This window comes from Aquimarina sp., assembly GCF_977115655.1.
In genome coordinates, this window is the sequence record NZ_CDSBKO010000021.1 from 40,924 (window position 1) to 67,733 (window position 26,810).

Genomic DNA, 26,810 nt, shown 5'->3' on the forward strand with positions numbered 1-26,810 from the left:
ATTGTAAAACCTTGCAACAAACCATTAATTACTTAGTTATTGGTATGAGGTAATCAATAAAATAAAGGATTGTCTGAAAGATTTGCTTACCAAATAAATAACAATGAATACAGGTAAGTTAATTCAATGAATAAAGTTTTTGTAATACGGTAGAAATACATATTTTTGCCAGATGTTTTTTTATGATATGAATAGATTATTGTATTTGCTTGTTTTTGTTTTGTTCTTAGGTTCTTGTAGTGAATACCAAAAGGTAGTTAGAGGCGAGGATTTATCAGCCAAATATAAAGCCGCTGAGGATTTATATAAAGAAGGGAAGTATAAAAAAGCTTTACGGCTTCTTGAACAAATAGTTCCTTTGTACAGAGGTAAGCCCCAGGCAGAAAGAATAATGTATTATTATGCAGACACATACTATCAACTAGAAGATTTTTATTTATCGGGTTATCAATTTGAAAGATATGTAAAATCATATCCTAACAGCCAGAAAAAAGAAGAAGCAGCATATAAAGGAGCAAAAAGCTATTATTATTTATCTCCAAGATATAGCTTAGATCAGGAAGAAACCACAAAAGCAATCGAAAAACTTCAGGAATTTATTAATACATTTCCAGAAAGCGAGAATTTAAAAGAAGCAAATATTCTTGTAACAGAACTGAGAAATAAAAAAGAAAGAAAAGCCTACGAAATAGCTAAACAATATCATCATAGAGAAGATTATAAAGTAGCTATAGCAACATTTGATAACTATCTTGTAGATTATCCGGGATCCTCTTTTAAAGAAAAAGTACTATATTACAAGTTAGAGTCTGAATATCTTTTGGCTATAGGAAGTTACGAAAGCTTAGTAAAAGAACGTTTAGAAACTGCTCGGGACTATTATAATAATTATAAAAAATATTATAAAACCGAAGGTGAGTACATAGAAAAAGCCGAGGAGATAGCACAAGATATAAACAAAAGACTAGAATTAATTAAATAGAAAATAAGCAGAAGATGGATTTGAAAAAAAGTAATGCGCCTGTAAATACAACTACTATTGATAAAAACCGTATTGATCAGCCAACAGATAATATCTATGAAGCAATTTCGATAATAGCAAAAAGAGCAGGGCAAATTAATACAGATATAAAAAAAGAACTTCTTGAAAAACTAGACGAGTTTGCTACATATAATGATAGTTTAGAAGAGGTCTTTGAAAACAAAGAACAAATAGAAGTATCTAAGTTTTATGAAAGATTACCTAAACCACATGCCCTAGCAGTACAAGAGTGGTTAGAAGGTAAAATTTATTATAGAAATACAAAAGCAGACACAGAATCTCTATAAATATATGTCTGTTTTAAGCGGTAAAAAGATTTTAATAGGTGTCACCGCTGGTATTGCTGCTTATAAAACAGCAAACTTAGTGCGCCTGTTTATCAAGGCAGGAGCAGAGGTAAAAGTAGTAATGACCCCTGCTGCCAAAGACTTTGTAACGCCTCTTACTCTATCCACATTGTCCAAAAACCCGGTACATTCCTCTTTTTTTGATAAAGAAGATGAAAATGCAATCTGGAATAACCATGTAGATATGGGGTTATGGGCAGATCTAATGGTAATAGCTCCCGCTACAGCAAATACATTAGCCAAAATGGCTACCGGTAACAGTGATAATCTGTTACTGGCAACTTATCTGTCTGCCAAATGTACGGTATATTATGCGCCGGCAATGGATTTGGATATGTACAACCACCCCACTACTAAGAAATCTTTTGAAAAACTACAGAAATTTGGCAATATAATGATTCCCGCAGAATCAGGAGAGCTTGCCAGTGGCTTGGTTGGTCAGGGGCGTATGGCAGAACCAGAAAATATTGTAGAATATATAGAAAAAGATATATTAAGCAAATTACCATTAAAAGGACAAAAAGTTTTGATAACTGCAGGGCCTACATACGAAGCAATAGACCCGGTACGATTTATAGGCAATCATTCTAGCGGTAGAATGGGAGTAGAGTTGGCTAAAATAGCAGCTAATTTGGGAGCAGATGTAAATCTTGTTTTAGGCCCGTCTGCTATCAAAGTAAACCATGCATATATAAAAGTAATTAATGTAATTAGTGCACAACAAATGTACGAAGCAGTGGTCTCTTTGTATAAAGATTGTGATATAGCAATAGCATCTGCTGCCGTTGCAGATTATAGACCTAAAAAAGCCTCGGATCAAAAAATCAAAAAAAAAGAAGCAGAGTTTTCTATAGAATTGGAGAGAACAAAAGATATTCTTAAGTGGATGGGGACAGAGAAAAAAAACCAATTCCTTGTTGGGTTTGCTTTAGAAACAGAAAATGAAGAAGAAAATGCTATAAATAAACTTAAGAATAAAAATTTGGATTTGATTGTTCTAAATTCACTTAACGATAAAGGAGCAGGTTTTAAAGAACAAACAAATAAAGTAAGTTTGATTAATCATAAATTAGAAATTAAAGCGTTTGCTTTAAAAACAAAGTCACAAGTTGCACAAGATATATTTGATGAAATTAATACATTAAAAAATGAATAAGCTATTTATTATTGTAATATTCATAGTTGGTCTTAGTCTTAATGCTCAAGAGTTTAATGCTACAGTAGCTATTAATGCAGAACAAACAGGAAACCCTAATCTTCAGGTTTTTAAAACCCTGGAGCGTTCACTAACTGAGTTTATTAATAATACAAAGTGGACTTCTGTAGAGTATCGTACCGAAGAGCGAATTAATTGTAGCTTTTTTATAACTATTGTTAGTTACGATAATGATGCTTTCTTAGCAACCATACAAGTGCAGGCATCCCGCCCTGTATATGGTTCGGGTTATAGTACTACAATATTTAATGTAAATGATAAGCAGTTTAATTTTGACTATTTAGAATTTCAACCTTTAAATTATAACCAGAATAGTTATGAGTCCAACCTGGTCTCTGTAATAGCATTTTATTTGTATACCATATTAGGGGTAGATGCAGATACATTTGAGTTAAATAAAGGCACAAGCTACTATCAAGAAGCCAAAAATATTGTTAGCAATGCCCAAGGAAGCAATACGGCAGGTTGGGCGAGAGAACAAAACCCCAACAGGTTTAGACTCAACGATGATCTTCTTTCGGGAACCTATGAAGGATATCGTAAAGCAATGTATACATATCACAGACAAGGGTTAGATGTTATGTATAATAATGTAAAACAAGGTAAAGAAATAATTACCGAATCCATGAGATCGCTAGAGGAGGTACATGATACCAGGCCTAACTCATACATAATGAGAGTATTTTTTGATGCTAAGGCAGATGAAATATCCAGCATATTATCCGGTGGACCATCTGTTAATATAGCCGAAACAGTACAAATACTTAATAAAATAGCACCTACATATTCAGAAAATTGGAAAGATATTAAGTTTTAAAAAAAAACACTTTATTTTTAAAACTATAGTATCTTTACTTTTTTAAAAATAACCAAAATTTTTCTATCCTTTGCTAAGAAGTCTTTCTATACAAAACTTCGCGTTAATAGAACAACTACAAGTGTCTTTTGATTCTGGTTTGACAACAATTACAGGAGAAACAGGCGCAGGTAAATCCTTGTTGCTTGGGGCATTAGGGTTGTTGTTGGGCAAAAGAGCCGATGTTAATAGCGTAAAAGATAATACTCAAAAATGCTTTATAGAAGGCGTTTTTGAAATTAAAAAATATGATCTTGTTCCTTTTTTTAAACAAGAAGAATTAGATTATGAAGATCTAACCATAATACGGCGGGAAATATTGCCATCAGGTAAGTCCAGAGCCTTTGTAAATGACACCCCCGTTACATTACAAGCATTAACATCTTTGGGTGTCAAATTGATAGATATTCATAGTCAGCACCAAACATTAGAAATTACCACTAATGATTTTCAATTTGAAGTTTTGGATGCCTTGGCAAAGGCAGACAGAGAAATTGAATCATATAAAAGAGGTCTTAAGTTGCTAAAAGAAAAGAACAAACAAGTAAATGCCTTGGTAGCCAGCCAGGAAGAATTTATAAAAGAATATGATTATAATGCTTTTCTTTTAAAAGAACTAGAAGAAGCCAAGCTAAAAGCAGGAGAGATGCAAGAGCTTGAAGAGCAGTATGAGCAACTTAATAATATCGAAGAGATACAAGAACGATTATCCGGATCGATAGCTATTGTTTCTTCTGAAGAAATAGGAGTGTCTGATCAATTAAATACAATTAGAAATAATATTTTGAAGATAGAATCTTATTCTTCCTCTTTGAAAGAGCTTTCGCAAAGAATTCAAAGTATTTATATAGAATTGGATGATATAGGAGATACACTGCTTGGCGAATTAGAAAAGTTAGAAGCAGATCCTGAGCAATTAGAAAAAACCAGTCAACGACTACAATTGTTAAATAATTTATTAGCAAAACATTCTGTGAATGAAATTGAAGATTTGATTGTTTTAACAGAAGAATTACGTGAAAAAGTTTCTAAAACAGAATCTTTAACAGAAGATATAGAACTGATCAAAAAAGAAATTTCTAAAATAGAATCTCAATTAGACGAGGTTGCAAACAAAATTCATGAAAAAAGAAATAAAGCATTACCACAGTTGGTAAAAGAATTAGAAGATATTCTTAAAGCATTAGGAATGCCCAATGCAACTTTTCAAGCTTCATTAGAACTGCAAGAAAAATATATGCCTAATGGTAAAGAGCTGCTTGTGTTTTTATTCTCAGCAAATAAAGGAGGAACTTATGGGGAACTTAAAAAAGTTGCGTCTGGGGGTGAATTATCAAGAATCATGATAGCTATTAAATCTATTTTGTCCAGATATGCACAATTGCCAACAATTATATTTGATGAAATTGACACAGGGGTTTCTGGAGAGATAGCACATAAAATGGCAGATTTGATGAAAGATATGAGTCAAAAAATACAAGTTTTTAGCATTACACACCTTCCACAAATAGCAGCTAAAGGGCAAAGCCACTATAAAGTATATAAAGAAGATGTTAAAAACACTACAATTACACAACTTAAATTGTTGAGTAAAGAAGAACGAATCAAAGAAATTGCTGAAATGATTGGAGGAAAAAACATTTCAGATTCAGCATTGATACATGCAAAATCATTATTGAATTAATAATAAGATTATTGCAAATTAAACTAAAATATTTTTCGGTTAGTGATGGTTTGGGTCGTTTTGTTATCTTTACCACTCGTATAACCATACTTTAATTTACAGTTAAATGGCACACAATTTATTAAAAGGTAAAAGAGGAATTATTTTTGGGGCATTAGATGAAAATTCAATTGCTTGGAAAACAGCAGAGCGTGTTTTTGAAGAAGGAGGGAGCTTTGTTCTTACTAATGCACCTGTTGCAATGCGAATGGGGGCTATAAACACTCTTGCAGAAAAAACTAATTCCCAAGTAATACCTGCAGATGCTACTTCATTAGAAGACTTGGAAAATCTTGTAGATAAAGCAACAGAAATTTTGGGAGGTAAACTTGATTTTGTTTTGCACTCTATAGGAATGTCTATAAATGTTCGTAAAGGACGTCATTACACAGATCAAAATTATGACTGGACACAAAAAGGACTGGATGTATCTGCGCTTTCTTTTCATAAAACAATGCAGACTTTATATAAAAAGCAAGCTATGAATGAATGGGGTAGTATAGTTGCATTAACCTATATGGCTGCACAACGAGTGTTTCCTGATTATAACGACATGGCAGATAATAAAGCATACCTGGAGTCCATAGCACGTAGTTTTGGCTATTTCTTTGGCAAAGATCATAAAGTAAGGGTAAACACAATCTCTCAATCCCCAACCCCAACAACCGCAGGAAAAGGAGTAAAAGGATTTGATGGATTTATAGAATATGCAGATAAAATGTCACCTTTGGGTAATGCCTCAGCATCAGAATGTGCAGATTACACTATTACCCTATTCTCTGATTTAACAAAAAAAGTAACCCTTCAAAATTTATACCATGATGGGGGGTTCTCTAATATGGGAGTAAGCCAGATGGTGATGGATAAATTTATAGAAAAATAGTATTTTTTACTAAAATGAATATTTAAAAAATCCCATTTTTTAACAGATAATGGGATTTTTTGTTGGTTATCTTTATAAATATGAAAATATATTTTTCTTTTATAGTACCTGTTTTTAACAGACCAAATGAGATCAAAGAGCTTTTGGAAAGTATGTTGGCGATGAACTATTCTCAAGAATATGAGATTGTGGTTATAGAAGATGGATCCTCACAAACATCTGAAGATGTTATAGAGGGATTTAAAGATAAACTATTAATCAGTTATTATACAAAACCCAATACAGGCCCGGGGGATTCCCGTAACTATGGAATGCATAGGGCAAAAGGAAATTACTTTGTTATTTTGGATAGTGATGTAATATTGCCAAAAAACTATCTGTATGAAGCTAATAAGTTTTTAGAACATAATTTTGTTCACTGTTACGGAGGGCCAGATGATGCACATGATAGCTTTTCTAACCTGCAAAAAGCAATAAGCTATAGTATGACATCCTATCTAACCACAGGAGGAATAAGAGGAAGAAAAAAAACAATAGGCAAGTTTCAACCACGTAGTTTTAATATGGGATTATCAAAAGAAGCTTTTTTGAAATCCAAAGGATTTGGTAATATACATCCGGGAGAAGATCCGGATCTTACTATAAGACTATGGAAATTAGGATATGAAACAGCATTAATTCCTGATGCAAAAGTATTTCATAAAAGAAGGATATCCTGGGAAAAATTTTACACTCAAGTTCATAAATTTGGATTAGTAAGACCAATTTTAAACAAATGGCATCCAGAAACAGCCAAGCTTACATATTGGTTTCCAGGCATGTTTGTGGGATATGTATTGTTTGCAATAATAACAATGTTTTTGGGCTGGTGGTATTTTATAACCGTTTTGGGAGGGTATTTTGGAATTATATTTGTTGATGCAACGATTAAATATAAAAATATTTCTATTGGGGTTCAGTCAGTTTTGGCAGTTTTGATACAATTTTATGGGTATGGAAGAGGATTCCTAAAATCTTATTATTATATTCATCTGTTAAAAAAAACTCCCGAAGAGCAGTTTAAGAAGTTGTTTTTCTTAAAGTAATATCTATGCCAAGTAGAAAAAAAAATAAATTTTATGTAAAAAGAAGCAGCGTAAAAACCTTTTTATTTTTTCTATTATTCACCTCTGTTTTGTGGTTGTTTAAACAGTTTTCAAAAAATTATACCAAAGAGATAGAAGTTACTGTACAATATGCCGGTATCCCTGAGGATAAAATTTTTAACGAAAAAAGCGATCAGGAACTAAGAATGGTGTTTAATGGCAATGGTTTTAGGCTGATTAATTATTATTGGGGCAAACCTGTACTAAAACTAAACATAAAGGATGCAGTAGCTAATATAAAAGATCAATATTATTTTTATGTAGACAAAGAATCTTTGGTATTAAAAAATAAATTAGATTTTAAAGGAAGAATTTTATCAGTACAAAAAGATACGCTAACATTAAAACTGGATCATAAATCACAAAAAAGAGTACCGGTAACGATAGACCAAGATATTCAATACTCTGTTGGATATGGTAGTAATAAAGGAGTATCTGTTTTTCCAGATTCTGTTATGGTTAGTGGCCCTTCAAAAATAATAGATACAATAAAGTCTGTGAAAACAAAAAAAATAATTTTAGAAGGGTTAAATATTGACTATACTTTTGCGTTAGATATAGATACAGTAAGTTTACCACCTAATATTATGGTAACTCCGTCAAAAATAGAAAGTAGCATATCGGTGAGTAAATTTACCGAAGGGAGTCAAAAAATCCCGATAACCCTAAGTAATATCCCTGACGGGATGAATATTAAAATATTTCCAAAAGAAATTTCTGTAGTGTACAGAGTAGGTCTGGATAAATACAACGAGGTAAGCCCAAGGGATTTTATAGTAGTAGCAGATTATGCAAAAGCATCAGAAGAAAGCTCATTTTTAACACTGGAACTAGTTAATAAATCCGGTTTTGTTCACGATGTTCGTTTACAAGAAAAACAAGTTCAGTTTATAGTTTTAAAGTGATATGTCAAGATATGAAAGTAGTTGGTCTTACAGGGGGGATAGGTAGTGGAAAATCTACCGTGGCAAAAATGTTTCAAAAACTGGGTATCGCCGTTTATATTGCAGATGATGAGGCAAAAAAAATGATGAACGAGAATACCTTTGTAAAAAAACAAATTATAGAACTATTAGGAAACGAGGCTTATACAGACAAAAAGCTAAATAGAGGATATATAGCCAATATTGTTTTTAAAGATAAAGAAAAACTTAATCAATTAAATGCTATTGTACATCCTCGGGTAGCCAGACATTTTGATTATTGGAAAAAAAAACAAAAAGGAAGCTATGTTTTGAAAGAGGCAGCGATACTTTTTGAAAACGACGGGTACAAAAATTGTGATTATACTATTTTGGTTTCTGCCCCTGTAGAAACAAGAATAGAAAGAGTTTTAAAGCGGGACAATACTAGCAAAGAAGATGTTTTAAATAGGATGAATAATCAATGGGATGATGACAAAAAGTTGGCGTTGACAGATTTTGTTATAAATAATAACAATTTAAAAGATACAGAGAATCAGGTAAATGAGATTCATAAAGTATTATCTTTAAAATAACTATAGTTAGAACATTTCATTTTGTTAACATTTGGTTAAACCATAAAGTAGCTAAATGTTAAAGTCTTACTTTTGATCTATGAATAAAAGGTTATTCGTGTTGTTGATAATCCTGATGAGTTTGTCGTTAATTGGGATTATTTTTGTTCAGGGATATTGGATTAACAACACTGTAGAGAATAATGAAGAGCAGTTTTCTTTTAATGCTAAACAAATACTGATATCTGTATCTAATAGAATCCAGTACAGAGAGTTTGAAGAGATGTTTATACCATTACAAGAAATCTTGGATAGCATCGATGAGCCTGATAATAAAACTATTCATCAGCTCTTGGATATTAGTATTGATAATACAACAAAGTCATTTGCGTATGCAAATGGTATTTTGGAAGAAGATTATAAATTATTTTCATCCTTTATAAATTTGAATATTGATACCTTACGATTAAAAAATATTTTACATCGTAATACAGATATAGCAACGCAAGATTCAATGGAGAATTTTGCAAAACAAAATTCTAAATCCAAATTGGAGAGAATTAGAGGATTAACAGATCTTCAAAGAATGGATTATGAAATAGTAATAGGAGAAATAGCCAGTTTTATACCAATTCACAGAAGAGTTCAAGAAAAAGAAATAGAGTATTTACTTAAAAAAGAATTAGAAGAAAGAGATATAAAGGTTGATTTTGAATATGCTATCTATAGTAATGCTTTGGCAACCAAAGTACGTTCTGACGATTTTAGTTTGGATAACCCAACAACATACGGGATTCCTCTTTTTGTAAACGAACAAGGGGTAAGTGAATATCAACTGTATGTTAATTTTACAGGAAAAAAGCAATATGTACTTTCTACTATCAAAGGAATGGCCATATTATCGATAATATTTACACTAATTATCGTTGTAGCTTACTCCAGTGCTTTGTCACAATTAATGCAACAACGACAAATATCCCAAATTAAAACGGATTTTATTAATAATATGACACACGAGCTTAAAACTCCTATTGCAACTATTAATTTGGCCCTGGATTCTATTAAAAACCCAAAAATAGCGGGAGATCCAGAAAAAGTCCGACGTTATATGAATATGATACGTGAAGAAAATAAACGAATGCATGCTCAGGTAGAAAATGTATTAAGAATATCTCAATTAGAGAAAAACGAACTTAATATTAAAAAAGAAAGACTAGAATTGCATGATATTATCGAAGATGCAATTACACACGTTTCATTGCTTGTAGAAAATAGAGAAGGATATATAAAAATGCATTTAGGAGCACTTAAATCAACAATATTGGCAAACGATAGTCATTTAACAAATGTGATTGTAAATATTTTGGATAATGCAATAAAATATTCTGAAAACCAACCTAAAATTGATATATATACAGAAAACGTAAAAAACAGCATAGTAGTCAAGGTTCGTGATCAGGGAATAGGAATGAGCAAGGTAGCGCAAAAAAAGATTTTTGAAAAGTTTTTTAGAGAACATACAGGAGATCTTCATAACGTAAAAGGACATGGATTGGGGCTAACCTATGTAAAAAGAATTATTGATGACCATCATGGTCAAATCTGGGTGGAGAGTGAAAGGGGAAAAGGCTCCACATTTATAATTAAATTACCGTTAATATCTTAAAATATGGAAACAGAAAACAAAAAGATTTTGCTTGTAGAAGATGATCCAAACTTTGGTACAGTTTTAAAAGATTATCTAATAATGAATGATTATAATGTTGTACATGCTAAAAATGGCATGGAAGGCTTTGAAAAATTCAAAAAAGATGATTATGATATGTGCATCCTTGATGTGATGATGCCATACAAAGACGGGTTTACCTTAGCAAAAGAGATAAGAGAAAAAAATGAAGAAATACCTATCATCTTTTTAACAGCAAAAGCAATGAAAGAAGATGTGTTGAAAGGATATAAAGTAGGAGCAGATGATTATCTTAACAAACCCTTTGATAGTGAAGTTTTATTAATGAAAATACAAGCTATTATGCAGCGTAAAAGCACAGAGTCTGTTGCAGATAGCAAGCAATTTGAATTTAAAATAGGCGGATTTCATCTTAATTCAAAACTTCGTTTTTTGACATATAAAGAAGAAGACCCTATCAAACTTTCTCCAAAAGAAAATGAACTTCTTAGATTATTAGCCTTGCATCTTAATGATTTGATGCCAAGAGAATTAGCGTTGACAAAGATATGGAGGGATGATAATTATTTTACATCTCGTAGTATGGATGTGTATATAGCGAAATTAAGAAAATATCTAAAGAAAGATGAAAGTGTTGAAATCCTTAATATTCATGGAGAAGGGTTTAGATTAGTGGTAAGAAATGAAGAGTCTTAAAAAAATAGTATAACGGTAACTAACTTTTAAAAAATTCACTATACTATTTTATAGTGAGTTTTTTTTTATATATGTAGTAATAGACGTAGATGGGGCGATATGGTCAAACCATTTAATATCGGCATCTTTTTTAAACCAGGTAAGTTGTCTTTTTGCAAAACGTCTGGTATTTTTTTTAATCTCAGAAATAGCAAAATCAATATCCCAATCACTATCCAGATATTTGAATATTTCTTTGTATCCAACAGTATTTAATGCATTTAATACTTTAAAATTGTAAAGGGTTTTTGCTTCATCGATTAAGCCTTCTTCGATCATTAAATCTACCCTTGTGTTTATTCTTTCATAAATAATCTCTCTATCTGCAGTAATACCAATTTTGATAATATGAAAAGGGCGTTTTTTTTTGGGTTTGGTTAAAAATGCAGAATACGGAAAACCACTACTAATGCATACTTCAAGAGCTCTCATTACTCTGTGTGTATTGCTTAAATCTACTTTTTTATAATATTCGGGATCTAATGCTTTTAATTGTAGTTGAAGATTCTCTATCCCGGTATTAGTATATTCTTCCTGTAGCTTTTTTCTGATCTCTATATCTGTTTCAGGAAAATTGTCCAGACCATTTGTTACAGCATTAACATACAAGCCAGATCCCCCTATAAGAATTGCATAATTTTTGTGTTTAAATAACTCGGTAAGCTTTGCCAGAGCATCTTTTTCAAAATCCCCCACACTATATTCGTCTTTAATGCTTTTATGCTGTATAAAATGATGTTTGGCTTGTTTTAATTCCTTTGTTGAAGGTACTGCTGTACCTATACACATTTCTTTATAAAATTGCCTGCTGTCTGCAGAAACAATTTCGCAATCAAAATATTTTGCAAGTGTGATAGATAAGCTGGTTTTGCCTATCGCAGTTGGTCCAACAACAACAATTAGATTTTTATTCATTATGGTTATTCAGGTTCTCTCCGCATTTATGGCAGAATTTAGCATTATCTTGATGTTCATTTTCACCACAATGACTACAGGATTGAGTGTTTAGATGTACCTTTTTTTGGTGATGTGTAGTATATTCGGCACTTACAATACCTGTAGGAACTGCAATAATACCATACCCCATAATCATAATGATTGCAGCCAGAAATTGTCCTAGTGGAGTAACAGGAGCAATATCTCCATAACCAACCGTTGTTAAGGTAACAATACACCAATATACACTTATAGGAATACTTTTAAAACCACTTTCTTCTCCTTCGATAATATACATTACTGTACCCATTATTATACATAAAACTAATACAGCAAATAGAAATACGAGTATTTTGGCTCTGCTGTCTTTTATAGCCTTTGCTAATTTGTTGGATTCACCAATATATCTTGAAACTTTTAATATTCTAAAAACCCTAAGTAATCGTAATGCTCTGACCGCAAGTAATGCACTGGTACCGGTAATAAAAAAGGAAAGATATAAAGGCAGGGTAGATAAAAGATCGATGATTCCGTAAAAACTAAAAATATATGACGAAGTTTTTTTTATCGAAATAATACGAGCAACATATTCAAAAGTAAAAAATATAGTTATAACCCATTCTGCATAGTATAATAGGGTGTAGGTTTCTGCAGATAACCCTTTTACACTTTCGAGCATCACAATAATAATACTAAGTACTATTAAAATGAGCAGAATTACATCAAATAATTTTCCCATAGGGGTATCTGCTTCATAAATGATATCATGTAAGCGGTTTTTCCAGTCTTTATGAGGTGAATTATTGTCCAAACTTTTTGATTTTGAATAAAAGTACTAAAACTTCGAAATTAAAGTTTATGAATAGGAATAATCTTTAATTTTTTATGTGTACGAACATAACTTTGTATGATATGTTTTGCATCTCTGTTATGAGACATAGGTATAGTTATAGAACGCAGGATTTCTATATTGTTTATTTGGTAATTTAAGTTAAAATACCCAATGCCTTTAAATTGCCCTTCTTCGACCAAAATAAAGCTTTTTTCTTCGATATCTCTTCCTCGATCTATGATAACCATATTCTGATTTTGAAGGGTATTGCTAGTAATCAATTTTTGAACTCGTGCATTATATTCTTCAGCGGGCTCATTGCCAATGCATGCTCCTTGGCATTGTTTTATGGTGTAATTAAAACAGTTGCTTTTTCCACTATCTAATCCCATCAATTTCTGGCAAAGATTATATTCTTCAGTCCAACGGTGCATATAAGATTTTGCTTGTTGTCTGTTTACAAAAGTAGTAATACTTGTTTTTCGATTATCGGCTTTTTCTACTTTTAAATTTATATATCCATTATTGTCTGTAAATTGATATAATGCATGGTCATATTTTGTTTTACGTAATGCGCTGTTATATTTTGGTTTATTGAGTTTTATTTCTTCGCTCTCTTTTAAAAGGGCCAGGAGCTCGCTTCCTGTAATTTCGTAAGTTACGCTAACGACCTCATCTTGCATTCTTTTTGATTTTCTGTTGTCGCTGGTAAAATGTTGGTTAAGACGTTTTTTTATATTTTTACTTTTACCAATATATATAATAGTTCCATCTTCACGGTGCATATAATACACTCCTGTAGCTGTAGGGGCTTCTTCAATAAGTTTAAGGAGTTTATCGTCAACTTGTTTTTTGGTTTCTGTTCGAACAGTTTCTGTTACTATCTTTTTTTCCAGATCTTTGGTTAATAGTAGTTTAAATAATTTTACTGTAGCCATGGCATCGCCATTGGCCCGATGCCTGTCAGAAAGAGGGATGCCTAAACCGCGAACTAATTTACCCAGGCTATAAGACTGTTGATCGGGTATAAGTTTTTTAGAAAGTTCTACAGTGCATAAGGATTTTCTTTCAAACTCAAATCCTAATCTGGAAAATTCTGTTTTAAGGATTCGGTAGTCAAAGCTCGCGTTATGTGCAACAATTACGCATTCTGAGGTAATTTCTACAATCCTTCTCGCTACTTCATAGAACTTAGGGGCATTTTGCAGCATTTGATTATTGATTCCGGTAAGATTAACCACAAAAGGCTGTATGGGCCTTTCTGGATTAATAAGACTTATAAACTGGTCTACTACATTAAGACCATCAAACTTATATATAGCAATTTCAGTAATCCCTTCTTCATTATATTTTCCTCCGGTAGTTTCTATATCTAAAATTGCGTACATAATATTATGTCTGTGTAGCTATCACACTTTTAATTTTTAATAATTTAAGGGTGGGTGGGGATAAAATGGTTATCCATAATTTCTTGTCCCGAAGACAGAACTACCTATTCTTACCATTGTACTTCCGTGCTCAATAGCTAATTCATAATCGCTACTCATGCCTGTAGATAAGGTTTTTATTTGCGGATATTTTGGTTGTAAGCTTTTAAAAAAAGAGAAGATCTTGTTAAACTCATCTCTTATTTGTTGTAAATTATCTGTAAAAGTGGCCATTCCCATTAATCCCTGGATATGAACATTGGTTAAATTTTTAATGTCCTCATTATCTAATAGATTAATTGCTTCCTCTTCATTTAATCCAAATTTGCTTTCTTCTTCTGCAATTTTTATTTGCAATAAACAGTTTATAATTCGGTTGTTCTTTTTTGCTTGTTTGTCAATTTCTTTAAGTAGTTTAAAGCTGTCCACAGCATGGATCAAATCTACAAAAGGAGCCATATATTTGACTTTGTTTGTTTGAACGTGACCAATCATGTGCCAACTAATATCTTTTGGCATCATTTCCCATTTTTCTGCCATTTCTTGAATCTTGTTTTCTCCAAAAATACGCTGACCTGCGTTATAAGCGTCCATAAGATCAGAAACGGGTTTGGTTTTGGATACAGCAACCAAGATAACTTCTGCGGGAATAGAGTTTTTTATTCTCTTAAGATTTGTTTGGATATCGTTCATAGTTTGCAAAGATATCTAAAATCCTTATTCTAGGATGTTGTATAGTTTAAAATTCATAAATAGTTACTCCGCTTCTTAACTTAGGTTCAATATAAGTGCTCTTTGGGGGCATTTTTAACCCTTCGTTCGCTATTTTTTTAACTTGCTCCACAGATGCAGGAAAAAGCCCAAAACCTACTTTATAGTCTTTGTTGTCTACCATGCTTTTTACAAACACAATATCATTTTTACCATGAGAATATTCGATACGGGTATCGGTACGTAAATCTTTTATATTTAAAATTGGTTCTAGTACCGTTTTGTACAATATTTGGGCATCTAACTCCTCTAAAGCATCTGTAAATTGATAAGCTGTTTTTCTAAGATACAGAGAATAAAACTCTCCATCAAGATACATACTAAAATGATGAGGTTTTGATGGTTTGTATACTTCGATACCTCTGTTTTCTATACGAAACCATTCGTCTAATCGAATTAAAAACTCTTGTTTGGTTAATCCGTTTAGGTCTTTGACTAATCTGTTAAATTCATAAATTTTTAAATCAGATTCTGGGATCAAATAACTCATAAAAAAATTATAAGCTTCATTGCCTTCATGCTTAGGGTTATTTGCTTTTAAATCTTGAGCTAATAAGTAAGAGGATGCAGAACGATGATGTCCATCTGCAATATATATGGTGTTGATAGATGAAAAAGCTTCTTGAATTTCCTGAACAGATTTTTTGTTATCTATTTTCCATAGATAATGCGTATCTCTATAGGTGGTTGTAAACTCAAATTCGGCTCTTGTTTGAATGGTTTCTGAAATAACTTTTGCGATAAAATCATTATCGGGATATGTAAGTAGTACTGGCTCGGCATTAAATCCTACTGTTTTTAAATATTCTTTAAAAGTACTCTCCCGATCTTTAAGAGTATCCTCATGTTTTTTAATAATATCATTATGATAATCTTCTGCGCTGGCTGCAGCTATGATTCCACAAAAGGATTCTTGTTCCCGATTTACAATTTTGTATACATAAAAACAAGGACTATCATCTTGTATAAAAATTTCATCCTCTTTAAATTCCAGATATCGATTACGAACTAGCTTGTAGCGTTCTTCACCAGATATTTCTTTCTGATATTTATATCCCGGGTTAACAATATGTAAAAAAGAATAAGGATTGTAATTCATGCGCGAATCGCGCTCAATAGGAGTATAGCTTTGGTAAGATCTGCAAGCAACTAAACTAACTTTGTCTCTTGTGGGACGTACCGCTTTAAATGGAAGGATATTGGCCAATATTAATCTTTTTTAAGTGTATTTATATTTTTTTTAAATTGTTCTCTTTCTTGTTCTGTCGAAAAAATATTTTTTGGAAGATAAATAAAATTATATTTAGCTAAATATAGTAACCAGAATGTTTTGCTCTCTTTTATTTTAATGATTCTGGAATAAGGAATTTTATTTTCTACACCACTAGTATCCGTAATAAAGAAATGCTCTTGGTCAAAAGAAAGAGTACGTTCTAGAAATAAGTTGTCATTATCTTTGCTGAATATACGATATCGAAGTATCAGTACGCTAACTATGGGCCAAATACACCCAAAAATTAATAAAAAGTATCCAATAACTCTTATGACGGGATCTTTACTTAAAATATTAACCGCAGCTAGTATAAGTATAATAGCATACAGCCACCAAGCCCTTAATAAGGTGGTTTTCAATGCAAGTCTAAAATATTCTTTAGCGGTAAATCGATAAGGTTTAGAAGTTGTCATTAATTTTTGTTTATAAACTTAGTAGGATCCAGATATCCAGATGTATTTTTTGCATATCCTCTACCAATATCCATATAAATGTTATCTCTAATTTCTAAATGTAAATGAGCTAAATACATGTTATTTGCATTACCAATAGTTGCAATAAGAGAGCCTTTTTTTACAAAATCCCCTTCTTTTACTTGTATTGAATTACAGTGTGCATAAACAGACTCATAATATTTTCCTTTGTATTTATGTATGATTCTGATGACCTTACCCCAACCTCCTTCAATATCTTTTGCAAAAGATACATATCCGTTTGCGATAGCATAAATAGGATCTCCAAGATCGGTATTACCTCCTCCTAAACCGTTCCAGTCATCACCTAAGTGATCATTTTCTTTAAATTTTTGAGCGTTATAATAACCTTTAGCATTTGGTTTACCTACGGGATAATCAAAATTTGCAGCTACAAATTTGGGGTTTTCTTTAAAAAGAGAATCATATTTTTGATATTTATTCTGAATTACATTGGTCGTTTTGGTAGTTTTTTTTTTGGATGCTACAAAACCAGATACTTTATTTTTATTGTCGCAAGAAAATAAAAACAATAGTACTACTATCCATAGCAAAAGCTTATTCATAATAAAAACCAAGAAGTGTAATTTTTAAAATTATATTTTAGAGAAACTGTTTGGATACGTTTTCTGCTTTTTTGTTTTCAGAATAATCATAAAATCCTTCTCCGCTTTTTGCACCAAGTTTTCCTGCCATAACCATATTTACCAATAATGGACAAGGAGCATATTTTGGGTTTTTAAAACCTTCATACATAACATTAAGAATAGAGAGGCATACGTCAAGACCAATAAAATCAGCTAGTTGTAATGGTCCCATTGGATGTGCCATACCTAGTTTCATAACCGTATCTATTTCAGCTACCCCTGCAACCCCATTATACAGGGTTTCTATCGACTCATTAATCATGGGCATTAGTATTCTGTTTGCAACAAATCCCGGATAATCATTAACTTCTACAGGAACTTTTTCTAATGTCTTAGATAGCTCCATAATGGTGTTGGTAACCTCGTTAGAGGTATTGTATCCTCTAATGATCTCTACTAGCTTCATGATTGGTACAGGATTCATAAAATGCATCCCTATAACCATTTCCGGGCGATCAGTTACTGCGGCAATTTGGGTTATGGATATCGAAGAAGTGTTAGAAGCCAAAATTGTTTCATCAGAGCATAAATTGCTTAGCTCTTTAAAAATCTTTAATTTTAGATCAACATTTTCTGTGGCAGCTTCAATAACAAGCTCGGCATATTCTACCCCTTCTTTAATATTTGTAAAAGTAGATATATTGGCAAGTGTTTGGTTTTTGTCACTTTCAGATATTTTTTCTTTGGCAATCATTCTATCCAAATTTTTGGTGATAGTTTCCAGACCCTTATCCAAAGATTGTTGCGAGATATCTATAAGTTGTACTTTAAAACCTTTTTGGGCAAAAGTATGTGCAATACCATTGCCCATAGTTCCTGCACCTATTACTGCAATATTTTTCATGTTTTTTTGAGTTTTTATTTTATAATTCGCAATCCTGATCTCATAGAATTAGAAATGTATTAATAATTTGATTATTGTTTAAAACAATCAATGATTTTTAATGCTACTTCTAGTGCCTTTTTTCCTTGCTCTAAAGACACAATAGGCGTTGTGTTGTTATTTATAGCATAGGCAAAGGTGTTTAATTCATCTAATATTGCATTATTAGGTGGCACATCGGGATTATCAAAATAGATTTGTTTTTTCACTCCCTCAGCATTTTGCAAAATCATAGCAAAATCATCCGGTTCTTTGGGGGCATCTTTCATTTTTACGACTTCACATTTCTTCTCAAAAAAATCGACAGAGATGTAGGCGTCCCGTTGAAAAAATCTGGATTTTCTCATATTTTTAAGTGAAATTCGACTGGCAGTAAGATTTGCTACACAACCGTTCTCAAATTCTATACGTGCATTTGCTATGTCCGGCGTTTCGCTAATTACAGATACACCGCTGGCACTTATGTGTTTAACCTCAGAGTTAACAACACTTAGGATAGCATCAATATCATGAATCATCAAATCTAAAACAACAGGTACATCTGTTCCTCTGGGATTAAATTCTGCTAATCTGTGTGCTTCAATAAACATAGGGTTTTCTATTTTATCTGAAACCGCTGTATAGGCAGGGTTAAAACGTTCTACATGTCCTACCTGACCTTTTACATTATTTGTATTTGCCAGATCAATAAGCTCTTCTGCTTCTGCAACAGTATTGGTTATTGGTTTTTCGATAAAAACATGCTTACCGGCTTTAATTGCTTGTTTTGCAACATCAAAATGGGCAAATGTAGGGGTTACAATATCTACTACATCCACAGCAGCTATTAACTCTTTGATAGAATTGAACAGGTGGTACCCAAATTCTTTGGCGATAGATTTTGCTTGCTTATCGTTAGTATCGTAGAAACCAACAAGGTTATAGTTTTCGGATTGTTCTAAAAGACGTAAATGGATTTTACCAAGGTGTCCTGCACCGAGTACTCCGACTTTGAGCATAATTCATGATTTTACACAAAAATAGTATTATTTATAAATTTAAAATCTTAATTATGTCTAAAATCTAAAAAAATACTAAAGAGAAGAGAATTGTTTGTTAATCTTTAAAATGTTTATGTAATTTTATCCTCCTAAATAACCTTTAAAACATTGAAAGATACCCTTAGACACGCCGGAAAAAGAAAGCAGTTAGTAGATGTGTTGATTCAAAAAGGAATCAAGAATAAAGCTGTGCTATCTGCTATAGGGAAGATTCCCAGACATTTATTTATGGATTCTGGTTTTGAAGATCATGCTTATCAGGATAAAGCTTTTCCTATTGCAGCAGATCAAACTATTTCCCAACCTTATACTGTAGCTTTTCAAACTGAATTACTGGAGGTTAAAAAAGGAAATACAGTATTAGAAATAGGAACAGGATCTGGTTATCAAACTGCAGTGTTGTGCGAGTTGGGAGTAAAAGTATACAGTATAGAGCGTCAACAAGAATTATTTAAAAAAACGAAATTGTTTTTATCAAAACTAGGATACAGACCAAAACATTTATCATTTGGTGATGGTTATAAAGGATTGATAGAGCATGCACCTTATGATGGGGTTATTGTTACCGCAGGAGCTCCTTATGTTCCAAAACCTTTGTTAAGCCAATTAAAAATTAATGGACGTTTGGTGATTCCTGTAGGTGAAGATGTGCAAATAATGACTCTTTTTATACGTAAAAGTGATACAGAATTTGAGAAAAGAGAATTTGGCGAGTTTAGATTTGTCCCTTTGTTAGAGGATAAAAACTAGGATATAAATGTCTGAATGAAAAAGGATTTGTTTTTTAATCCTTCATCCTTAATTGAAGGTTTATTTCTTAAGGCTTATCTCAAAAGTAAAATGTATTTTTTAGAAACATACTTTGGTAAGATTGCTACGGGGTTTTTGATTAGTAAGTTGGGTTAAGTTATTTAAAATCTTTTTTAATTCTGTCAAGTGTTCTTTTGTTATCCCGATCTTTAATGGTTTCTCGTTTATCATACATTTTTTTACCACGAGCCAGAACAATGTTGAGCTTTGCCAATCCACGGTCATTTATAAATAACTTTGTAGGTATAATAGTCAAACCAGAGTTTTTTACTTCTTTTTCCAGTTTTTTTAGCTCTTTTTTATTAAGAAGCAATTTGCGTTCGCTTTTTGGACTATGATTAAAGTAAGTAGCATGCGAATATTCTTCAATATGCATATTGATCACAAAAAGTTCGTTATTACTAAATTCGCAAAAACTTTCTGCTATATTAGCTTTTCCCTCACGTATAGCTTTTATCTCGGTACCGGCAAGTTTAATTCCTGCAGTAAAGCTATCCAGAAATTCATATTCAAATTTAGCTTTACGGTTTAATATGTTGATTTTATTTGGATTCATGTTTGTGTGTTCAAAATACTTTTAAAATGCCTGTAAAAGTACAAAGCTTTCTTGAAAGAAAGCTTTGTACAAAAAATGAATATTCTAAATATTTTTATAACTCTAAAAATTGTATGGATGAAATCTTACCATCATTACTAAGTTGAAGATCCATTGTTAGATTTGTTTTGTCAAATTCTGCGGTATATGTATTTACTCCTTCCGCAGTTTCTACAAAAGTCATTTTTTTTAAATTTCCAAATTGCCCATAACACCCTTTTACAAAGTCAGAAACACCATCTTTGGTCATAGTTTCTTGCATCTCGGTAGTATACATATCAAAAATAGCATCTATGTTTTGCGCATTAAAATTTTCTTGAAATTTTTTTGTAGCATTTTCGTACGCGGCAGAATCCTGAGATAGAATAGATTGGGTGGTAAAGCAAATTAATAATAAAACGATATATTTCATTGTATTCTGTTTTGGGGTTTTAATAGTGCAAAATAATTATCTTTTTTAAATTTTGAAAAATAATTATTCTATTTCTGTATAAATAAATCCCTCATTTGAGAGTTTCGTTTCTCTGAGTTTATCTCAAAAAAAATACGTTCAAAGGCATGCTTCATGAGTTTGCTTTGGGGTGTTGGTTAAATGTACGTTTATGGATTGATATAGCCTAAAAGAGATAATAAGTAGTGTTTTTAGTTTAACAAAAATGTCACAATTAATGCGGGTAGAAATATTACTTTAGCTTTCTAAAAGATGATTTTTATGCAACGATATTTTATAGCTATACTATTTGTTTTTTGTTTTTCTCAAACAAATTTTGCTCAATTTTCAGCTAAAGAAATAATTAACAAAACAATAGAAATGGCGGGAGGAGCAAGATATGACAATGCTGTTGTTTATTTTACCTTTAGAGATATGCAATATCAAAGTAAAAGAAGCAAAGGAGTATACACATTAGAGCGTTTTGTAAACGGGTCTGATGGGGTAACGCACGATGTTGTTAGTAATTCGGGTTTAACACGATCTGTTGAAAATTGTCCTGTTAAAATAGCGGATTCATTGATCGCCAAAATTAGTGATGGAGTTAATTCTGTACATTATTTTGCAAACTTACCTTACGGGCTTAATGCTCCTGCAGTACAAAAAAAAATAATTGGAGAAACAATAATTAAGGGAAATCCTTATTACAAAATCAAAGTTACTTTTAGTCAGGAGGGGGGAGGTACTGATTTTGAAGATGAATTTTTATACTGGATACATAAAGACAACTTTACTATAGATTATCTGGCGTATAAATATGCTGTAAATGGAGGTGGTATTCGGTTTAGAGAAGCATATAATCCAAGGGTTGTAAATGGAATACGATTTGTGGATTATAATAATTATAAAACAGATATTCTTACTACTCCTTTGTCTGACCTGGATAAGTTATTCGAAAATAAACGACTAACGTTTCTTTCAAAAATAGAATTAAAAGATATTTTTGTTCATATAAGCAGGGGGTGTTGTTGATTGAAATCTAATTTCGAACACATTGTGGAGTTTACCCCCTTGTTTAAATTATGATTATCATGAGGTTATGTCAAAAACAAAAATATGTTTTTATGGAGTATACCTCGTGAGTTTGCTACGGGGTTATTGATTTATCTATAACTTGTTTTGAAATGAAAAAGAAAGCTTCTGCTGAATATTTTATGGGTTGCATGGAGTAGTTGATTAAAGCGGAAAAGGCTCAGAAAACGTGTTTTTTGAGCCTTTTTTCGTAAATGAATACCATTTTAACTTTGAAATAGGACTAAATAAATTATTTCTTTTTCCTCTATTCTTCGTTAAAAAAGATAACCGTAACTATAGCTATGCTTGATGCCAGATCAAGTCTGGCACAAGCTTTTTGTCTTTAATACTTAAAAAATAAATTCAATTTCTATACGCACTATTTCAAAGTTAAAATGGTATAATTTATTTACTACTCCTATACAGGATAATTAATTATTTATTTTGAGAAAACATGATAGAATTACTTTCTCCGTTTTGTAATAATGTACTGGACAATTCTTTACCGGATTGAGAATAAATTATATTATTAGAGTTACCAATTTGCGTTGTGTTTATTGTGTTTATTTCTCCAATTTGAGTGCTTTCAATATTGTTTTCTATTCCGTTTTGAGTGCTAAGGATCGTATTTTTATTTCCTTCCTGAATTTGTGTAATTGAATTGTTTGCAGAAAAGGAGTTATCTTCTCCCTGAATACCCTCTGCAATATTTGTGTTTCCGGTTTGAGTTTGTTTGATAATATCATAAGAGCCATTGTATTGCGTAGCTTTTGCAGAGTTGTCCAATCCGGTTTGGATCTGTTGGATCAGATTATATTCTCCATTTTTTTGAAAAGCGAAGCTATTATTTCTTTCTCCGCTTTGAGTTTGATTAATAGTATGTGCGTGACTCCCTTCTTGTTTGGCTGTTGCCAGATTGTTATTGCCTTCATTTTGAATTTGAATAATAGCATTAACTTCTCCATTCTGCACAGCAATTGCTTCGTTTTTTTCGCCGCCTTCTTGTGTAGTCGAAATAATATTTCTTGCCCCATTTTGAGTTTGCAAAATAAAATTAATAGCCCCATTGTTTTGTATTGCGGTAGCAGAATTATTAATGCCAATTTGCTTTTGAGAAATTGTATTGCTAGCCCCATTGTTTTGCTCAATTTTAGATTGATTTTCGATTCCATCCTGAACTTGGGTGATTTCATTTGTAATTCCATTTTGCATTATAACAGCACTATTCAGTTTTCCAATTTGATTATGGTTAAGGTAATTAGTAAGCCCAGATTGTACTATGGTAATAGAATTGTTATTTCCTTCTTGAAAGGTTTTGGTTGTATTAAAATTTCCAGATTGTTCTGTGTTTACACTATTAGATACACCATTTTGTTTTTGTTGCAGTTCATTATTTTGTTCGTTTTGTAACGCTATAGCATGATTACGAAGCCCTTCTTGATCTTGAAAAATTTTGTTGTTATCGGTATTTTGTGTAGCGAAAGCATTATTTTCTTCTCCATTTTGCATTTGAGTAGTAGTGTTATTTCTACTTAAGCTTGCGGCAGCTATATTGTTTACTCCAATTTGCTTTTGTTTTATATTCCCTGAATTACCAATAGCGCTTGCAAATGCATTATTTTTAATGCCGTTTTGTGTTTGGTTTATAGTATTAGCGCCAAAGCTGGATGCTTCTGCATTATTTTCATTTCCATCTTGATTTTGTGAAACATAGCTTGCCAATGAATGCTCCTTAGTGGTTGCTTTAGCAATATTTTCTGCCCCGTTTTGTATTTGCTCAATGTAATTATAATTAGATAATGCCCCATGAGCAGCTTCAGCAGTATTCATATTACCGTTCTGTATTTGTTTTATAAAATTATTACTGGAAACAAAACCTTGATTAGCGTCAACTAAGTTCAGATCTCCATTTTGTGTTTGTTGAATTTTATTGTTTGCTCCCATTTGTGAAATAAAAGCTATGTTTTGATTGCCAGATTGGGATTGAATAATTATCCCGCCTGCAGACGGATCGTCCTTATGCCCTTGAAAAATTTCAGAGGAGTTTTTATTTCCATTTTGAGTAATATTCAGGGTTTTTGGATCTCCGTATTGAAAAATGTTCAAATGATTGGATTTACCAGTTTGTTTAACATCGTTTATCTCAGATTGTGCAAAAACCGAAGATATGCTTAATATAGCTGTGCAAATTAAAATTACTTTTTTCATAATTTGGTTTTTAAGAGTTTTGTTTATAAATGATTGAGTTTTTAATAATAAGAGGGGAGAATATCCCTGTTTTTATATTGGTTTAGAAATGAATTATTATTAAATAAAAAGCTTAAAGGATGGATAGTCACTACAAACCCAAAAATATTTTTTTTTGTAATATGCGATTATATTTTTTTCTGTTTTCGATAAAGAGTATAGAATAAAATAACTTTAGCATTTAATGTGTTGGATATTTCATTTGTGTCTCATAAAAAAAAATGTCTTAACCTGTTGGTGATTAGTGCTTTGTTTTTTTACGGGGTTTGCTTTCAAAATAAGATTTGTTTTTAAGGAGAACACCCGGTAAGTTTACGTGGAGGTATTCAATTAAAATCATTTAATCTATATTTAAAACAGTATCAATAATGGTTTTGTCTGTGATTGTTAGAATAAATATTTTACCATAGATTTTTTCATCAATAGACTCATATTTATCTTGACCAATAATCTTATTCACAAAGTCAGGTGTAGAATTACTATGCCCAACAACTACAGTAGTTTTTCCTTTGGTTTTTTTTTGAAAATCAGCATCGTTTAAAAACTTAGGGTTGTATGTAATTATTTTCAGACCCTGGCTTTTGGCTATAGGCTCGGCGGTTTTTTTTGTTCTTTTATAATCTGTTGTATATACAAAGTCTATTTTTGTGTCTGCAAGGGTTTTTGCCCAATTATGGGCTCTTGTTTTTCCTTGCCCGGTAAGATTTGGATCCCGATCATTTGGGTTTGACAGATCTTTTTCAGCATGTCTTATAAAAAAGTAAGTAGTTGTTTCTGTTTGATTTGATACAGTATTTTGACTGCAACTGGTTAAGCAGAAAAAGAAAATTACTAATAATGATACAGATTTCATAAAATGAATTAAATAGAGAATCCAACATGAAATGAGTACAATCTCATTTCATGTTGGATTTGGTTATTCCAACATTCCCATTTGCCAAATAACTATACCCATAGAGATAATGGCTATGACAAAAAATCCAATATATATATACGAGCTTCTCTTTTTGTATGAGGAGCTTATATCGCCAGAAGGTTTCATAAAATCTGGTTTAAGGTGGTTGTGCTTTTTATAAGACGTATGAAAAATAGAAATGTTACACTTTTTGTGGTTTTAATAGAAAAATCCTTTCTTCGAAACTTTTTGCTTCTACCGGCTGATGTATGTTTTTAAATAATTCTAAAAGGTATTGCTCATGATTCCAACGTTTTTTTTGTAATAAATTAAAATGAACAAAAGTGCTCCATAATACAGATTTTAATTCGGTTTTGTTATCGTTCCACATTCTTATTTCTACATGTAATTGATTTTCAGTATATCGAATTAGTTGTGAATCTATGATTACTTCTTCCATAAGCAAAGCGGGTTTTAGATAAGCGATTTGATTGGTGCTTACCACCCAACTTACTCCTTTTGTTTTTGCAAGTTCAAAAATATCGAGATTATAATGTTTGTGTATTTGATCTTCTCGTGCATTAATCATATAATTAATATATGAAGCGTTGTTGAGGTGGTTGAAAGGATCACAATCCTGAAATCTTATTTTTGCTTTGCTTTCTAATACTTTTAATAATTCCATAAGTTGTTTGTTTTTTTATACCAATCGGTATATTAGTAGTTAAAAAAATAGTTATCGTTTAAGTTGTTTGTGGATCATGTCGTCTATTTGGTCCATGGTTTCTAATAAATAACTATTGTCTTCCATGGTGTGAGTCATAAAGATCGCACCAGTTATCATACTATATAATCGTTTTGCATATAGTATAGAATCTGCATTTTCTTTTATTTCCTGGTGTTTTTTTCCTGCATCAATAAGTTTTGCCAGATTGTTTTGAATCCTGGTAATGGTAAATTGTACGTGTTCAAAAAGAACAGGTATTTGATATTTTGCATCTACCCCCATATTAAGGACAGGGCAACCGCCTATTTCTTGTGTATAATTGTAATAATTTCTGTAAAAATCGGTAACCAAAAACAGTTTTTCAATGGGGGATTCACTCAAAGACTGATGATCTGCAATGCGACGAATCATATTTCCTTCAGTCATTTTGAAAGCTGCAATGGCTAGTTCTTCTTTGTTTTTAAAATTGCCATAGATTGCACCCTTGGTAAGACCTGTTGCTTTGGTAATATCACTCAGGCTAGTTGCGGCATATCCATTTTTATTAAAAATAGGTGCTACCGTTTGAATGATAAATTCTGTAGTTTGCTCGGCTTTTGTTAGCATTTTGGTTATAATATGATCAAATATACAATAAAA

General features: G+C 31.8%; 28 protein-coding genes. 13 read left to right on the forward strand and 15 right to left on the reverse strand.

Annotated elements, in window-relative coordinates; translation table 11 throughout:
• Nucleotides 1-187: 187 nt before the first annotated feature.
• The 11 genes from ACZIYX_RS10730 (at nucleotide 188) to ACZIYX_RS10780 (ending at nucleotide 11,072) form a co-directional block, all read left to right on the forward strand.
• Nucleotides 188-982, forward strand: coding sequence for an outer membrane protein assembly factor BamD (locus ACZIYX_RS10730; RefSeq protein ID WP_462682233.1), 795 nt, complete (start codon nucleotides 188-190; stop codon nucleotides 980-982).
• Between the two features lie 14 nt (nucleotides 983-996).
• Complete coding sequence (locus ACZIYX_RS10735) at nucleotides 997-1,329, forward strand: DNA-directed RNA polymerase subunit omega (protein ID WP_462682234.1); 333 nt, start codon at nucleotides 997-999, stop codon at nucleotides 1,327-1,329.
• Between the two features lie 4 nt (nucleotides 1,330-1,333).
• Nucleotides 1,334-2,545 (forward strand): bifunctional phosphopantothenoylcysteine decarboxylase/phosphopantothenate--cysteine ligase CoaBC, encoded by a 1,212-nt coding sequence (gene coaBC / locus ACZIYX_RS10740; RefSeq protein WP_462682235.1) that lies wholly within the window; start codon nucleotides 1,334-1,336, stop codon nucleotides 2,543-2,545.
• The gene (gene porD, locus ACZIYX_RS10745) at nucleotides 2,538-3,422 is read left to right on the forward strand and encodes a type IX secretion system protein PorD (RefSeq protein WP_462682236.1); all 885 of its coding nucleotides are present in this window, start codon (nucleotides 2,538-2,540) and stop codon (nucleotides 3,420-3,422) included. Before coaBC ends, porD begins: the two co-directional genes overlap by 8 nt.
• A gap of 70 nt (nucleotides 3,423-3,492) precedes the next feature.
• A complete protein-coding gene (recN, locus tag ACZIYX_RS10750; RefSeq protein ID WP_462682237.1) occupies nucleotides 3,493-5,145 on the forward strand; it encodes a DNA repair protein RecN in 1,653 nt (550 codons plus the stop codon).
• A 106-nt stretch (nucleotides 5,146-5,251) separates the two neighbouring features.
• Nucleotides 5,252-6,067 (forward strand): enoyl-ACP reductase FabI, encoded by an 816-nt coding sequence (locus ACZIYX_RS10755; protein WP_462682238.1) that lies wholly within the window; start codon nucleotides 5,252-5,254, stop codon nucleotides 6,065-6,067.
• Between the two features lie 80 nt (nucleotides 6,068-6,147).
• A complete protein-coding gene (locus ACZIYX_RS10760; protein WP_462682239.1) occupies nucleotides 6,148-7,152 on the forward strand; it encodes a glycosyltransferase family 2 protein in 1,005 nt (334 codons plus the stop codon).
• A gap of 5 nt (nucleotides 7,153-7,157) precedes the next feature.
• Entirely contained in the window at nucleotides 7,158-8,117 is a 960-nt protein-coding gene (locus ACZIYX_RS10765; protein ID WP_462682240.1) for a CdaR family protein, read from the forward strand.
• An 11-nt stretch (nucleotides 8,118-8,128) separates the two neighbouring features.
• Nucleotides 8,129-8,710, forward strand: a complete 582-nt coding sequence (gene coaE / locus ACZIYX_RS10770; protein ID WP_462682241.1) for a dephospho-CoA kinase — start codon at nucleotides 8,129-8,131, stop codon at nucleotides 8,708-8,710.
• A 79-nt stretch (nucleotides 8,711-8,789) separates the two neighbouring features.
• Complete coding sequence (locus tag ACZIYX_RS10775; protein WP_462682242.1) at nucleotides 8,790-10,355, forward strand: sensor histidine kinase; 1,566 nt, start codon at nucleotides 8,790-8,792, stop codon at nucleotides 10,353-10,355.
• 3 nt (nucleotides 10,356-10,358) lie between these two features.
• Nucleotides 10,359-11,072, forward strand: coding sequence for a response regulator transcription factor (locus ACZIYX_RS10780; RefSeq protein WP_462682243.1), 714 nt, complete (start codon nucleotides 10,359-10,361; stop codon nucleotides 11,070-11,072).
• Nucleotides 11,073-11,120: 48 nt separating this feature from the next.
• Here the strand turns inward: ACZIYX_RS10780 and miaA are convergent, their stop codons facing one another.
• From miaA to ACZIYX_RS10825, 9 genes are all read right to left on the reverse strand, one after another.
• The gene (miaA, locus tag ACZIYX_RS10785; RefSeq protein WP_462682244.1) at nucleotides 11,121-12,026 is read right to left on the reverse strand and encodes a tRNA (adenosine(37)-N6)-dimethylallyltransferase MiaA; all 906 of its coding nucleotides are present in this window, start codon (nucleotides 12,024-12,026) and stop codon (nucleotides 11,121-11,123) included.
• Nucleotides 12,019-12,786 carry an ion transporter gene (locus ACZIYX_RS10790; protein ID WP_462682273.1) on the reverse strand — a complete coding sequence of 256 codons (768 nt, stop codon included), beginning with the start codon at nucleotides 12,784-12,786 and terminating at the stop codon, nucleotides 12,019-12,021. Before ACZIYX_RS10790 ends, miaA begins: the two co-directional genes overlap by 8 nt.
• 110 nt (nucleotides 12,787-12,896) lie before the next feature.
• Nucleotides 12,897-14,267 carry an exonuclease domain-containing protein gene (locus tag ACZIYX_RS10795; protein ID WP_462682245.1) on the reverse strand — a complete coding sequence of 457 codons (1,371 nt, stop codon included), beginning with the start codon at nucleotides 14,265-14,267 and terminating at the stop codon, nucleotides 12,897-12,899.
• 69 nt (nucleotides 14,268-14,336) lie between these two features.
• Nucleotides 14,337-14,999, reverse strand: coding sequence for a YggS family pyridoxal phosphate-dependent enzyme (locus ACZIYX_RS10800; RefSeq protein ID WP_462682246.1), 663 nt, complete (start codon nucleotides 14,997-14,999; stop codon nucleotides 14,337-14,339).
• Between the two features lie 46 nt (nucleotides 15,000-15,045).
• Nucleotides 15,046-16,284 carry a DUF1015 domain-containing protein gene (locus tag ACZIYX_RS10805; RefSeq protein ID WP_462682247.1) on the reverse strand — a complete coding sequence of 413 codons (1,239 nt, stop codon included), beginning with the start codon at nucleotides 16,282-16,284 and terminating at the stop codon, nucleotides 15,046-15,048.
• A gap of 2 nt (nucleotides 16,285-16,286) precedes the next feature.
• Nucleotides 16,287-16,763 (reverse strand): YcxB family protein, encoded by a 477-nt coding sequence (locus ACZIYX_RS10810; RefSeq protein ID WP_462682248.1) that lies wholly within the window; start codon nucleotides 16,761-16,763, stop codon nucleotides 16,287-16,289.
• Nucleotides 16,763-17,389 carry a M23 family metallopeptidase gene (locus ACZIYX_RS10815; RefSeq protein WP_462682249.1) on the reverse strand — a complete coding sequence of 209 codons (627 nt, stop codon included), beginning with the start codon at nucleotides 17,387-17,389 and terminating at the stop codon, nucleotides 16,763-16,765. The genes ACZIYX_RS10810 and ACZIYX_RS10815 overlap by 1 nt, the downstream gene beginning before the upstream one ends.
• Nucleotides 17,390-17,426: 37 nt before the next feature.
• Entirely contained in the window at nucleotides 17,427-18,314 is an 888-nt protein-coding gene (locus ACZIYX_RS10820; RefSeq protein WP_462682250.1) for a 3-hydroxybutyryl-CoA dehydrogenase, read from the reverse strand.
• 71 nt (nucleotides 18,315-18,385) lie between these two features.
• On the reverse strand, nucleotides 18,386-19,351 hold the full coding sequence (locus ACZIYX_RS10825; protein ID WP_462682251.1) for a Gfo/Idh/MocA family protein: 966 nt from the start codon (nucleotides 19,349-19,351) through the stop codon (nucleotides 18,386-18,388).
• A gap of 150 nt (nucleotides 19,352-19,501) precedes the next feature.
• Here ACZIYX_RS10825 and ACZIYX_RS10830 point away from each other — a divergent pair, with 150 nt between their 5' ends.
• Nucleotides 19,502-20,143, forward strand: a complete 642-nt coding sequence (locus tag ACZIYX_RS10830) for a protein-L-isoaspartate(D-aspartate) O-methyltransferase (RefSeq protein ID WP_462682252.1) — start codon at nucleotides 19,502-19,504, stop codon at nucleotides 20,141-20,143.
• Nucleotides 20,144-20,300: 157 nt separating this feature from the next.
• On the opposite strand, the gene smpB is transcribed toward ACZIYX_RS10830, so the two are convergent.
• On the reverse strand, nucleotides 20,301-20,759 hold the full coding sequence (gene smpB, locus ACZIYX_RS10835; RefSeq protein ID WP_462682253.1) for an SsrA-binding protein SmpB: 459 nt from the start codon (nucleotides 20,757-20,759) through the stop codon (nucleotides 20,301-20,303).
• Between the two features lie 94 nt (nucleotides 20,760-20,853).
• The gene (locus tag ACZIYX_RS10840) at nucleotides 20,854-21,210 is read right to left on the reverse strand and encodes a DUF3887 domain-containing protein (protein ID WP_462682254.1); all 357 of its coding nucleotides are present in this window, start codon (nucleotides 21,208-21,210) and stop codon (nucleotides 20,854-20,856) included.
• A 300-nt stretch (nucleotides 21,211-21,510) separates the two neighbouring features.
• On the opposite strand from ACZIYX_RS10840, the gene ACZIYX_RS10845 reads away from it, so the two are divergent.
• A complete protein-coding gene (locus ACZIYX_RS10845; protein ID WP_462682255.1) occupies nucleotides 21,511-22,260 on the forward strand; it encodes a DUF6503 family protein in 750 nt (249 codons plus the stop codon).
• Between the two features lie 477 nt (nucleotides 22,261-22,737).
• Here ACZIYX_RS10845 and ACZIYX_RS10850 read toward each other — a convergent pair whose 3' ends face one another.
• The 4 genes from ACZIYX_RS10850 to ACZIYX_RS10865 form a co-directional block, all read right to left on the reverse strand.
• On the reverse strand, nucleotides 22,738-24,510 hold the full coding sequence (locus tag ACZIYX_RS10850) for a hypothetical protein (protein WP_462682256.1): 1,773 nt from the start codon (nucleotides 24,508-24,510) through the stop codon (nucleotides 22,738-22,740).
• Between the two features lie 379 nt (nucleotides 24,511-24,889).
• Complete coding sequence (locus tag ACZIYX_RS10855; protein ID WP_462682257.1) at nucleotides 24,890-25,402, reverse strand: SixA phosphatase family protein; 513 nt, start codon at nucleotides 25,400-25,402, stop codon at nucleotides 24,890-24,892.
• Nucleotides 25,403-25,646: 244 nt separating this feature from the next.
• A complete protein-coding gene (locus ACZIYX_RS10860) occupies nucleotides 25,647-26,129 on the reverse strand; it encodes an acyl-CoA thioesterase (RefSeq protein ID WP_462682258.1) in 483 nt (160 codons plus the stop codon).
• 51 nt (nucleotides 26,130-26,180) lie between these two features.
• Nucleotides 26,181-26,777: a TetR/AcrR family transcriptional regulator gene (locus ACZIYX_RS10865; RefSeq protein ID WP_462682259.1), complete on the reverse strand. Its 597-nt coding sequence runs from the start codon at nucleotides 26,775-26,777 to the stop codon at nucleotides 26,181-26,183.
• Nucleotides 26,778-26,810 lie beyond the last annotated feature (33 nt).

Excerpts from the sequence above, each read along its gene's own strand:
- ACZIYX_RS10765 (WP_462682240.1), top strand. The coding sequence starts at position 7,158 with ATGCCAAGTAGAAAAAAAAATAAATTTTATGTAAAAAGAAGCAGCGTA.
- ACZIYX_RS10845 (WP_462682255.1), top strand. The coding sequence starts at position 21,511 with ATGCAACGATATTTTATAGCTATACTATTTGTTTTTTGTTTTTCTCAA.
- ACZIYX_RS10855 (WP_462682257.1), bottom strand. The coding sequence starts at position 25,402 with ATGAAATCTGTATCATTATTAGTAATTTTCTTTTTCTGCTTAACCAGT.
- ACZIYX_RS10760 (WP_462682239.1), top strand. The coding sequence starts at position 6,148 with ATGAAAATATATTTTTCTTTTATAGTACCTGTTTTTAACAGACCAAAT.
- ACZIYX_RS10825 (WP_462682251.1), bottom strand. The coding sequence starts at position 19,351 with ATGCTCAAAGTCGGAGTACTCGGTGCAGGACACCTTGGTAAAATCCAT.
- ACZIYX_RS10735 (WP_462682234.1), top strand. The coding sequence starts at position 997 with ATGGATTTGAAAAAAAGTAATGCGCCTGTAAATACAACTACTATTGAT.
- ACZIYX_RS10820 (WP_462682250.1), bottom strand. The coding sequence starts at position 18,314 with ATGAAAAATATTGCAGTAATAGGTGCAGGAACTATGGGCAATGGTATT.
- ACZIYX_RS10790 (WP_462682273.1), bottom strand. The coding sequence starts at position 12,786 with ATGGGAAAATTATTTGATGTAATTCTGCTCATTTTAATAGTACTTAGT.
- ACZIYX_RS10850 (WP_462682256.1), bottom strand. The coding sequence starts at position 24,510 with ATGAAAAAAGTAATTTTAATTTGCACAGCTATATTAAGCATATCTTCG.
- coaBC (WP_462682235.1), top strand. The coding sequence starts at position 1,334 with ATGTCTGTTTTAAGCGGTAAAAAGATTTTAATAGGTGTCACCGCTGGT.
- ACZIYX_RS10865 (WP_462682259.1), bottom strand. The coding sequence starts at position 26,777 with ATGCTAACAAAAGCCGAGCAAACTACAGAATTTATCATTCAAACGGTA.
- ACZIYX_RS10800 (WP_462682246.1), bottom strand. The coding sequence starts at position 14,999 with ATGAACGATATCCAAACAAATCTTAAGAGAATAAAAAACTCTATTCCC.
- coaE (WP_462682241.1), top strand. The coding sequence starts at position 8,129 with ATGAAAGTAGTTGGTCTTACAGGGGGGATAGGTAGTGGAAAATCTACC.
- ACZIYX_RS10775 (WP_462682242.1), top strand. The coding sequence starts at position 8,790 with ATGAATAAAAGGTTATTCGTGTTGTTGATAATCCTGATGAGTTTGTCG.
- ACZIYX_RS10860 (WP_462682258.1), bottom strand. The coding sequence starts at position 26,129 with ATGGAATTATTAAAAGTATTAGAAAGCAAAGCAAAAATAAGATTTCAG.
- smpB (WP_462682253.1), bottom strand. The coding sequence starts at position 20,759 with ATGAATCCAAATAAAATCAACATATTAAACCGTAAAGCTAAATTTGAA.
- ACZIYX_RS10730 (WP_462682233.1), top strand. The coding sequence starts at position 188 with ATGAATAGATTATTGTATTTGCTTGTTTTTGTTTTGTTCTTAGGTTCT.
- ACZIYX_RS10810 (WP_462682248.1), bottom strand. The coding sequence starts at position 16,763 with ATGACAACTTCTAAACCTTATCGATTTACCGCTAAAGAATATTTTAGA.
- ACZIYX_RS10815 (WP_462682249.1), bottom strand. The coding sequence starts at position 17,389 with ATGAATAAGCTTTTGCTATGGATAGTAGTACTATTGTTTTTATTTTCT.
- miaA (WP_462682244.1), bottom strand. The coding sequence starts at position 12,026 with ATGAATAAAAATCTAATTGTTGTTGTTGGACCAACTGCGATAGGCAAA.
- ACZIYX_RS10840 (WP_462682254.1), bottom strand. The coding sequence starts at position 21,210 with ATGAAATATATCGTTTTATTATTAATTTGCTTTACCACCCAATCTATT.
- ACZIYX_RS10795 (WP_462682245.1), bottom strand. The coding sequence starts at position 14,267 with ATGTACGCAATTTTAGATATAGAAACTACCGGAGGAAAATATAATGAA.
- porD (WP_462682236.1), top strand. The coding sequence starts at position 2,538 with ATGAATAAGCTATTTATTATTGTAATATTCATAGTTGGTCTTAGTCTT.
- ACZIYX_RS10780 (WP_462682243.1), top strand. The coding sequence starts at position 10,359 with ATGGAAACAGAAAACAAAAAGATTTTGCTTGTAGAAGATGATCCAAAC.
- ACZIYX_RS10755 (WP_462682238.1), top strand. The coding sequence starts at position 5,252 with ATGGCACACAATTTATTAAAAGGTAAAAGAGGAATTATTTTTGGGGCA.